Origin of the sequence: Gordonia sp. YY1 (assembly GCF_009872315.1) — a bacterium.
Taxonomy (GTDB): domain Bacteria; phylum Actinomycetota; class Actinomycetes; order Mycobacteriales; family Mycobacteriaceae; genus Gordonia; species Gordonia amicalis.
In genome coordinates this window covers 137,871-146,967 of sequence record NZ_WXYI01000008.1, presented here as the reverse complement: position 1 = coordinate 146,967, position 9,097 = coordinate 137,871, and the positions used below count along the sequence as shown (strand labels likewise).

Genomic DNA, 9,097 nt, shown 5'->3' with positions numbered 1-9,097 from the left:
TGCGCTCGGTGCCGGCTCAACCGGCGGGGGTGGCTTCGTTGCGCTCGGTGCCGGCTCAACCGGCGGGGGTGGCGTTGCGGGCCCGGCGCCGGCGAGCTCGAGTTCGGTCTGGCGGAACGAGCGCACCCTCCCGGTGCCGCGGGCGGGTTCGACGCCGACACCGGCACGGAGGTCCTCGACGAGTTCGATCGTCGACTCCGGTGTCTGGTTGTCGAAGAACTCCCAGTTCACCATCACCACGGGCGCGAAGTCGCAGGCGGCGTTGCATTCGACGTGTTCGACCGTGATGCGGGCGTCCGAGGTGGTGTCCCCGGGCTGGACACCGAGGTGGTCGCAGACCGCGCGGAGGATCTCGTCGCCGCCGAGGGTGGCGCACAACGTGTTGGTGCACACGCCGACGAGGTATTCGCCGGTCGGCGAACGGCGGTACATCGAGTAGAAGGTCGCGACCGAGGCCACCTGTGCCGCAGTCAGATCGAGCTGACCCGCACAGAATTCGATCCCCGCCCGGGTGATGTGACCGTCCTCGGACTGCACCAGGTGGAGCAGGGGCAGAAGCGCCGACCGCGCCTGCGGGTAGCGCGCGATGATCGGCGCCGCCTGCTCGGCGAGGCGTTCGGCGACCTCGGTCGGGTATGCCGACGGGCCATCGAAGGTGATGGTCGGCGCCGGGGTGCACTGTGCGGGCGCGCCGTCTTCGGTCGGCGGGGAGGTGGACAGGTCCACGAATACGGGATCGGTCATCGGTCCACGCCTCCCATCACCGGGTCGATACTGGCCACCGCGGTGATCACGTCGGCGACCATGCCGCCTTCGCACATCGCCGCCACCGCTTGCAGATTCGTGAACGACGGATCGCGGAAGTGGACGCGATAGGGTCGGGTGCCGCCATCGCTGACCAGGTGGACACCGAGTTCACCGCGGGGGGACTCGACCGCGATGTAGCACTGCCCGGCCGGCACCCGCATACCCTCGGTGACCAACTTGAAGTGATGGATCAGCGCCTCCATCGAGGTACCCATGATCCGGGCGATGTGCTCGGGTGAGTTGCCGAGACCGTCGGGGCCGAGCGCGAGATCCGCCGGCCAGGCCAACTTCCGGTCGGCGACCATCACCGGGCCGGGACGGAGCCGCTCGAGACACTGCTCGACGATGCGGATCGACTCGCGCATCTCCTTGACGCGGATGAGATAGCGTCCGTACGAGTCACACGTGTCGGCGGTGATGACGTCGAAGTCGTAGGTCTCGTAGCCGCAGTACGGCTGCGACCTTCGCAGATCGTGTGGATAGCCGGTCGACCGCAAGACCGGTCCGGTGATGCCGAGCGCCATGCAGCCGGTCAGATCCAGGTATCCGACGTTCTGCGTCCGTGCCTTCCAGATGTAGTTGTCGTTCAGCAGATCTCCGAGCTCGTCCAGGCGTCCCGGAAGTTCTGCGAGGACCTTGGCGACCTGTTCGGGTCCATCATGCGGCAGGTCCTGGGCCACCCCGCCGGGGCGGATGTAGGCATGGTTCATGCGCAGACCGGTGATGAGTTCGAAGAGGTCTAGGATCAGTTCGCGCTCCCGGAACCCGAGGAACATGGCGGTGACGGCGCCGAGTTCCATACCCCCGGTCGCCAGTGCCACGAGGTGGCTGCTGATTCGGTTCAATTCCATCAGCATGACGCGGATGACGGTGGCACGCTCCGGGATGTCGTCGGTGATCCCGAGGAGCTTCTCGACGCCGAGGCAGTATGCGGTCTCGTTGAAGAACGGCGACAAGTAGTCCATCCGGGTGACGAACGTGACGCCCTGCATCCAGTTCCGGTACTCGAGATTCTTCTCGATCCCGGTGTGCAGGTACCCGATTCCGCAGCGTGCCTCGGTGACCGTCTCGCCCTCGATCTCCAGGATGAGGCGCAGGACGCCGTGCGTCGACGGGTGCTGGGGTCCCATGTTGACGACGATGCGTTCGTCGCCGGGTTGCTGTTCGGCGCGAGTGCGGACGTCGGAGACGATGGAATCCCAGTCCTGCCCCGAGACGGTGTAGGTGCGCGGCGGTGTCTCCCCGCGTGCGGAGGAGGATCGGGGTTTCGACGATCCGGTGGCTGTGTCGGGCATCAGCTGTACGACCTCCTCCGGTCTGGTGGGTCGACGCGGGTTCCCTTGTACTCGATGGGTACTCCGCCGAGCGGGTAGTCCTTGCGCTGTGGATGTCCCTCCCAGTCATCGGGCATCTCGATGCGCGTCAGCGATCGGTGGCCGTCGAAGACGATGCCGAAGAAGTCGTAGGTCTCGCGTTCGTGCCAGTCGTTGGTGGGGTAGATGTCGCAGAGGCTCGGGATGTGTGGATCGGCGTCGGGCGCCGACACCTCGAGACGCACGCGGCGGTTGTGGGTCAGCGAGGCCAGGGGATAGACGGCGTGCAGTTCACGGTCGGTGTCACCGGGGTAGTGGACTCCGTTGACCCCCAGGCACAGCTCGAACCGCAGCCCGGGTGCGTTGCGGAGGGTGAGTGCGACCGAGGGCAGATGTTCCCGCGCGACGTGGACGGTCATCTCGTCGCGGAAGACGACCACCTTCTCGACGGCGGCGTCGTAGGTGTCGCCGAGTTCGGCTGCCAGGACGTCGGCGATCTCGTCGAAGTAGCTGCCGTAGGGGCGAGTCGAACCGGGCGGCAGGGTGATCGGATCGATCAGTCCTCCGTATCCGGAGGTGTCGCCCGTGCCGGGTGCGCCGAACAGTCCATGGCGGACGCCGATGACCTCGGGGTCGGGTGGCTTGAGGTCTCGGGGATGGGGGTCGGGCATGCCGAGTTCGGTCATCGCAGCAACCCCTTCATCTCGATGGTCGGAGTCGACTGCAACGCAGCACGTTCCGCGGCCCAGATGGCCTCCTCGCGGTTCACCCCGAGCGGCATCTCCTGGATCTTCTCGTGCAGCTTGAGGATTGCGTTCAGCAGCATCTCGGGACGGGGCGGACAACCGGGGAGGTAGATGTCCACGGGTACGACGTGGTCGACACCCTGGACGATCGCGTAGTTGTTGAACATCCCGCCGGACGATGCACAGACCCCCATCGCCAGAACCCATTTCGGTTCGACCATCTGGTCGTAGATCTGCCGGAGGACCGGCGCCATCTTCTGACTCACGCGACCGGCGACGATCATCAGGTCCGCCTGCCGCGGCGATGCGCGGAAGGCCTCCATGCCGAACCGTGCGAGGTCGTACCGGCCCGACGTGGTGGACATCATCTCGATTGCGCAGCAGGCGAGCCCGAAGGTGGCCGGCCACAGCGACCCCTTGCGCATGAAGCCGGCGAGATCCTCGACGGTGCTCAGCAGGAAACCGCTGGGGAGTCGTTCCTCGAGTCCCATGACTGACCTCCTTGCAGACGCTTGACCGGGTGAAAAGTCCTCAGTCCCAGCTCAGTCCGCCGCGGCGCCATTCATAGGCGTAGGCGACCGAGACGTTGACGATGAACAAGAGCATGGCCGCGAGGCCGAACCAGCCGAAGGAGTCGAAGGCGACGGCCCAGGGGTAGAGGAAGACGATCTCGATGTCGAAGATGATGAACAGCATCGCGGTGAGGTAGTACTTGACCGGCACTCGCTGGATCGGGCCGGTGAAGGTGGGGCCGGCGCCTCCGCGACGGGAGGCGGGAGTCAGGAGACTCTGTCCCACCGGTTCGATGCCGCACTCGTACGCCTCGAGTTTGGCGCGGTTGTACCGTTTCGGACCGATCGCGACGCCGATGAAGACGCTGAAAACGGCAAACGCCACGCCGATTGCCCCGAGGATCATGATCGGGACGTAGGCGTTCAAAGCGTGGACTCCTCCTCGCTCCGGTCGGCCGGAAACACCTGGTGGGCGGCTCCGGCTCGGCGATTGTCCTGCCCGTGTCAGGGGTTCGGTCGGAACCTCCGGACGCGGTTGTGAGCTACACCACAAGCCTAGGTGTTCGTCCCGCGGGAGTCACCTGTTTCAGACGTTTCGGCGTTTCTCGACCATCTGGACGAAGGCCTGTGGAAGCCCCAGAGGGTCGACCGGAAGTGGCGCGACGGCATCGGCCCGCGACCATTCGGCGAGCCAGCGGTCGTCGGCGCGGCCGAGCAGCACCAGGACGGGAGGGCTCGGGTCGAGTTCGTCCTTCATCTGCTTGGCGATCCCCATCCCGCCTGCCGGGGAAGCCTCGCCGTCGGCGATCACCGCGTCGACCACGCCGGCGTCGAGCTGGGCGAACACCATTGGAGCCGTGGCGACTTCGATGAAGCTGAGTTCGGGGATGCTCTGGGACGGCCGGGTGCCGAGTGCACCGATGACCTGGGCCCGGGTCTCGCAATCGTCGGAATAGACCAGCACGCGCAGCGACCGGGCAGCCTGGGTGGGGGTCACGCGTGCGATGCTACCGCCGTTCGACGCCGGGTTCGGGTGACTTGGCCCGCGCGTCGGCCGTCGGTGCCGTGCGGGCGGGGGTCCGGAACGGCCGGAGGGGCAGCTCAGTGTTCGGTCGAGAACCCGACGCGCCGCCGGTGGACCTCGAGCGCGAAGGTGACGAGCTGGTCGATGAGGTCGGGGTAGGACACTCCGGTGGCCTCCCACAGCTTCGGGTACATCGAGCCGGGCGTGAACCCCGGGATGGTGTTGACCTCGTTGAGCAGCCACCCTCGCCCGGCTGCCTCGTAGAAGAAGTCCACCCGCGCCATGCCGGTGCATCGCATCGCCGTGAACGTCCGGGCGGCGAGCTCCCTGACCTCGGCGATCGCGTCGTCCGGCAGTACCGCGGGGATGACGAGCCGGGCGGCGCCGGTGACGTACTTGTCCTCGTAGTCGTAGAACTCGCTGCCGGGTTCGATCTCACCGGGCACCGAGGTCTCGGGGGCCGTGTCGCCGAGGACGGCGACCTCGATCTCGCGACCGGTGATGTTCTCCTCGATGATCACCACGTCGTCGTAGCGAAGGGCCAGGTTGATGGCGGAGTCCAACTCGCGCTCGTCGTGCGCCTTGGTGATGCCGACCGACGACCCGAGGTTCGCAGGCTTCACGAACACCGGGAGTCCGAGCTCGTCGACGGCCCGCGAGACGATGGTGTCCGGGTCGTCGACGCCGTCGCGGAACTCGACCCAGCGGCACTGCGGGATGCCGGCCTGCGCAGCGACGATCTTCGCCATCGCCTTGTCCATGCACAGCGCAGACGAGAGCACCCCGGCGCCGACGTACGGCAGCTTGAACAGCTCGAGCATCCCCTGGATGGTGCCGTCCTCGCCGTGCGGACCATGCAGCAGCGGCAGCACGACGGTGATCGCCTCGTCGGCGTGGCCGCGGAGTTCGGCCAGCGGCTCGACGACGGTGCCCGCCACCTCCAGGACGTCGGGGAGCTCGGTGCCGTCGGCGATCGCGGCGATCGCCTTGTCGTTCCGCAGCCAGGTGCCGTCCTTGGCGATGCCGATGGGGACCAGGTCGTATTTCGCCCGGTCGGCGGCGGCGAGCACGTGCGCGGCCGTGACCCGTGACACATCGTGTTCGGCGGAGACCCCGCCGTAGAGGACGACCAGACGCAGGAGCCGCGAAGACATGCATGTCACGATACGGCCCCGGGCCACCGAGTTCTCGGGGTGGAGTGGCCGGTTGTGGATTTCGACACGGCTCCTCGCTCCGCTCGGTGCCGGCTCAACCGGCGGAGGTACGCGCCTGCTCCGCTCGGTGCCGGCTCAACCGGCGGAGGTACGCGCCTGCTCCGCTCGGTGCCGGCTCAACCGGCGGAGGTACGCGCCTGCTCCGCTCGGTGCCGGCTCAACCCCTCTGCCGGCCGAGCCGCGACGACCGAGCGCAGCGAGGACGCCGCGTGTCGAGGTCAGCACCGAGGCGGCTCGGGGAATCGGACACCGCCCGTCGGCTAGCGTGAGGTCGTGCATTTCTTGGCGAGTGAGATCGCGGCTTCGGTCGGTGGCGAGTTGATCGGTGCCGACGTGCAGATCGACGGGGCGAGCATCGACTCGCGCAGCGTCCGGCCGGGGCAGCTGTTCGTGCCGATCGTCGCCGAACGCGACGGCCACGACTTCATCCCGGCGGCCCTCGAAAGCGGCGCGGCGGCCTACTTCACCTCGCAGGACGAGGCCACCCGCGGCACCGCCATCAGGGTCCCGGACACCGCGCTCGCGCTCGCCGACCTCGGTCGCGCGGTCCGCCGCCGCATTCCCGACCGCGTCGTCGGGATCACCGGGTCGGTCGGCAAGACCTCGACCAAGGACCTCCTCGCCGGCGTGCTGCAGACCACCTATCGGACCGCGGCGAGTGAGAAATCCTTCAACAACGAGCTGGGACTCCCGCTGACGCTCGCCGGCGCCGCCGACGACGTCGAGGCCGTCGTCCTCGAGATGGGTGCCCGCGGGATCGGCCACATCGACCTGCTGTGCTCCATCGCGAGGCCGACCGTCGGCGTCATCACCCGCGTGGAAGGCGTGCATCTGGAACTCTTCGGGGACATCGAGTCGGTGGCCCGCGCGAAGGGGGAGCTGGTCGAGTCCCTTCCGGCCGACGGGATCGCCGTTCTGAACGCCGACCACCGTTATGTGGCGGCGATGGCGGACCGCACCTCGGCCCGGGTGTTGCGGTACGGCCTGTCGCCCGATGCCGACGTATACGCCTCGGACATCGTCGTCGACGACGAGCTGCGGGCATCCTTCCGTCTGCACACGCCGTGGGGTTCCACCGACGTGCGACTGGGGGCGCGGGGTGAGCACCAGGTTCCCAATGCGCTCGCGGCGGCCGCCGCCGGGGGCGGCCTCGGAGTGGCGATCGAGGACATCGCGAGTGGTCTGTCGGCAGCTGGATTGTCCGGTCTGCGAATGGAACTCGCCAGGACCTCGGACGGCGCGACGGTGCTGAACGACGCCTACAACGCGAACCCGACGTCGATGTCGGCGGCGCTGAAGTCGCTCGCCGCGCTACCGGCGGGACGACGCGTCGCGGTCCTCGGCACGATGGCCGAACTCGGTGCGGATTCGCCCGGGCAGCACCTCGCGATCGCGCTGGAGGCACGCGAGCTCGGCATCGAGGTCATCGCGGTCGACGAACCGAACTACGGCGACACCGCGCGCCACACCTCCGGCGTCGACGAGGCGGTTGCCGCGCTCGGCGACCTCGCCGGGGGAGATGCGGTGCTGGTCAAGGGGAGTCGCGTCGCCGCTCTGGAGCGGGTGGCCCAAGCACTGCTGCGCTGAGAGCCGCCTCAGCCGTCGCTCACACGTGGTCCCAGGATCCCGACGCCTCGTTCTCGGCGGCGGCACGGGCGCGATACTCGCTCGGGCCGAGCCCGAGTTCGGCTCGGAAGCGGTTGCGCATAGTGGGACTCGACGGGAAGCCGGAGATCCGCGCCACCTCGGAAACCGCCAAGTCGGGACGTGTTCGGAGGAGCTCGCAGGCGGTCTTCAGCCTACGGTCGGCGATGCGCGCGGCCAGCGAGTCCTCGGTGTCCTCGTAGTGCCGGTACAGCTGACGACGGCTGATGTGCAGGTAGCGGGCGATCGTGTTCGGCGTGAACGACGGGTCGCGGTGATGACGCTCGATGAGGTCGGAGACCGCTTCCCGCACGAAGAGCGCGTTGTCGGTGATCTGCCGATTGTCGTAGTCGAGCTGTCCGAGCGCAGCGCGTACCAGTTCGATGGCGGCCATCTCGGTGTCCGGATCTGGCTCGGAGACGCCGACCGCGGTGTCCGACGCGAACTGCAGGATGAACGACGCGGTGGCGCGTGCCAACAGTGTGTGAGAGGCCACCGGCCGGCGTGCTCGTTCGGCGATACGGCGCTGGTTCCCCAGGAGTTCGAGCGGGATCACCAGCCCGGCCGGGTCATTGATCTCGAAGGTCCGCTCGAGATACGGCGACGCGTTGCTGACGAAGGCCAGTTGACCAGGCCCGTACGCGAAGTCGCGCGACCCCTGCCGGATGATGTGCCGGCCCTCCAGGGTGTGCACCCCGATCACGAGGTCCTCGGAGGGCTGCTCGTCGATGAGGCGCGGGTTCCGAGAAACCTGCAGCGGGGTGTGGAGGCTGCAGAATGTGCCGATCATCGACAGCTGACGAACGTACATCAGCGAGTCGAAGGAGTCGGGGTCGTCGGTGTGCACCTCGACGTGCTGCCCGTAGTGGCGCATACCCTCGGGGCCGCTGAGCCGGATCGGTTCGGGTTGGATGATGCTGCGGTGGATGCCGACTCGGCGCTCCCACGTTTCGATCATCTGCGGCGGCAGTGGAGGAGGCGAGCCGTTGTCGCGGAACAACTCGGTCATCGCCGGCTCCCCGGTGCGGGATCGCCCTGGCCGGGACGGGGCGATCGCCGGTGTGTGTGCGTCCGGGTCATACCGACCCACCCGAAGTGCTGCGGTCCCACGCCGGCAGGACCAGCAAGGACGTCAGGAAGAAGCAGATCGCACCGATGAACGTCCCGACATTCGCCAGGATTGCGTCGACGGTCACGCCGGCCTCGGAGATGTAGGAGCCGACGGCCGCTACCCTGAACGCGATGCAGCCCAGGAGATTGATCTGGACCGACCACCAGGAACGAGCTCCGGGATCGAAGAAGCGGTGTGCATGCCGGTATCCGCGGACCGCGAGGAAGCCGCTGAGGAGGAAGGCGATGGACCCGCCCGCATCGGGCGCCCAGACCAGATCGCGTTGTGACACAACGGCGTGTGCGGTCAAGGCGGCGGTGGTGCTCACGTTGAACAGTACCGTGCCGAGCGATTGGGTTGCCGCCGAGAGCCAGTCGGCCCGCACCATGACGCCGTTTCCGTAGTCGACGCGCGTGGTCACGGGGCCGCTCAGCAAGAGCTGCATGAGGCCTGCGGCGGTGAAGAACCAGGCACCGACGAAGTAGCAGACGTTGACGGTCGCCGCCCCTGCCCAGGAGCCGAAACCGGGTGCGGAGCCCAGCGCGAACAACGCCGAACCGATCATGAAGCCCCAGCACTGTTTGTTCAGTGTCGGGATGAAGATCTCGCTGCGCCTGGGGGATGACGCGGCAATGCTCATTTTCTACCTGTCTGTGTATGCGACGATGCGTCCCCGGCCTGGAAGGGGATGCCAGGCCGGGGACAGGAGATCCGAATCGCCGAGGG

The 9,097-nt window shown here is 67.6% G+C and carries 10 protein-coding genes; 1 reads left to right on the top strand and 9 read right to left on the bottom strand.

Going from position 1 to position 9,097, the window contains the following annotated elements; all coding sequences use genetic code 11:
• The 7 genes from nuoE to BPODLACK_RS12950 form a co-directional block, all read right to left on the bottom strand.
• Positions 1 to 744 (bottom strand): NADH-quinone oxidoreductase subunit NuoE (gene nuoE / locus BPODLACK_RS12980; RefSeq protein ID WP_236577666.1); only part of this gene is annotated, 744 nt, incomplete at its 3' end.
• On the bottom strand, positions 741 to 2,102 hold the full coding sequence (gene nuoD, locus BPODLACK_RS12975) for an NADH dehydrogenase (quinone) subunit D (protein WP_006435192.1): 1,362 nt from the start codon (positions 2,100 to 2,102) through the stop codon (positions 741 to 743). The genes nuoE and nuoD, both read right to left, overlap by 4 nt.
• Positions 2,102 to 2,806 carry an NADH-quinone oxidoreductase subunit C gene (locus tag BPODLACK_RS12970; protein ID WP_024498748.1) on the bottom strand — a complete coding sequence of 235 codons (705 nt, stop codon included), beginning with the start codon at positions 2,804 to 2,806 and terminating at the stop codon, positions 2,102 to 2,104. Before BPODLACK_RS12970 ends, nuoD begins: the two co-directional genes overlap by 1 nt.
• On the bottom strand, positions 2,803 to 3,357 hold the full coding sequence (locus tag BPODLACK_RS12965) for a NuoB/complex I 20 kDa subunit family protein (protein WP_006358935.1): 555 nt from the start codon (positions 3,355 to 3,357) through the stop codon (positions 2,803 to 2,805). Before BPODLACK_RS12965 ends, BPODLACK_RS12970 begins: the two co-directional genes overlap by 4 nt.
• A gap of 40 nt (positions 3,358 to 3,397) precedes the next feature.
• The gene (locus tag BPODLACK_RS12960; RefSeq protein WP_006435190.1) at positions 3,398 to 3,805 is read right to left on the bottom strand and encodes an NADH-quinone oxidoreductase subunit A; all 408 of its coding nucleotides are present in this window, start codon (positions 3,803 to 3,805) and stop codon (positions 3,398 to 3,400) included.
• 159 nt (positions 3,806 to 3,964) lie between these two features.
• Positions 3,965 to 4,375 carry a hypothetical protein gene (locus tag BPODLACK_RS12955; RefSeq protein ID WP_006435189.1) on the bottom strand — a complete coding sequence of 137 codons (411 nt, stop codon included), beginning with the start codon at positions 4,373 to 4,375 and terminating at the stop codon, positions 3,965 to 3,967.
• 104 nt (positions 4,376 to 4,479) lie between these two features.
• Complete coding sequence (locus tag BPODLACK_RS12950; RefSeq protein ID WP_006435188.1) at positions 4,480 to 5,556, bottom strand: D-alanine--D-alanine ligase family protein; 1,077 nt, start codon at positions 5,554 to 5,556, stop codon at positions 4,480 to 4,482.
• A 333-nt stretch (positions 5,557 to 5,889) separates the two neighbouring features.
• On the opposite strand from BPODLACK_RS12950, the gene BPODLACK_RS12945 reads away from it, so the two are divergent.
• Positions 5,890 to 7,203 carry a UDP-N-acetylmuramoyl-tripeptide--D-alanyl-D-alanine ligase gene (locus tag BPODLACK_RS12945; RefSeq protein WP_159405443.1) on the top strand — a complete coding sequence of 438 codons (1,314 nt, stop codon included), beginning with the start codon at positions 5,890 to 5,892 and terminating at the stop codon, positions 7,201 to 7,203.
• A gap of 19 nt (positions 7,204 to 7,222) precedes the next feature.
• Here BPODLACK_RS12945 and BPODLACK_RS12940 read toward each other — a convergent pair whose 3' ends face one another.
• Both BPODLACK_RS12940 and BPODLACK_RS12935 read right to left on the bottom strand, forming a co-directional pair.
• On the bottom strand, positions 7,223 to 8,269 hold the full coding sequence (locus BPODLACK_RS12940; RefSeq protein WP_159405442.1) for a helix-turn-helix domain-containing protein: 1,047 nt from the start codon (positions 8,267 to 8,269) through the stop codon (positions 7,223 to 7,225).
• Between the two features lie 67 nt (positions 8,270 to 8,336).
• On the bottom strand, positions 8,337 to 9,011 hold the full coding sequence (locus BPODLACK_RS12935; protein WP_006435185.1) for a hypothetical protein: 675 nt from the start codon (positions 9,009 to 9,011) through the stop codon (positions 8,337 to 8,339).
• Positions 9,012 to 9,097: the final 86 nt, after the last annotated feature.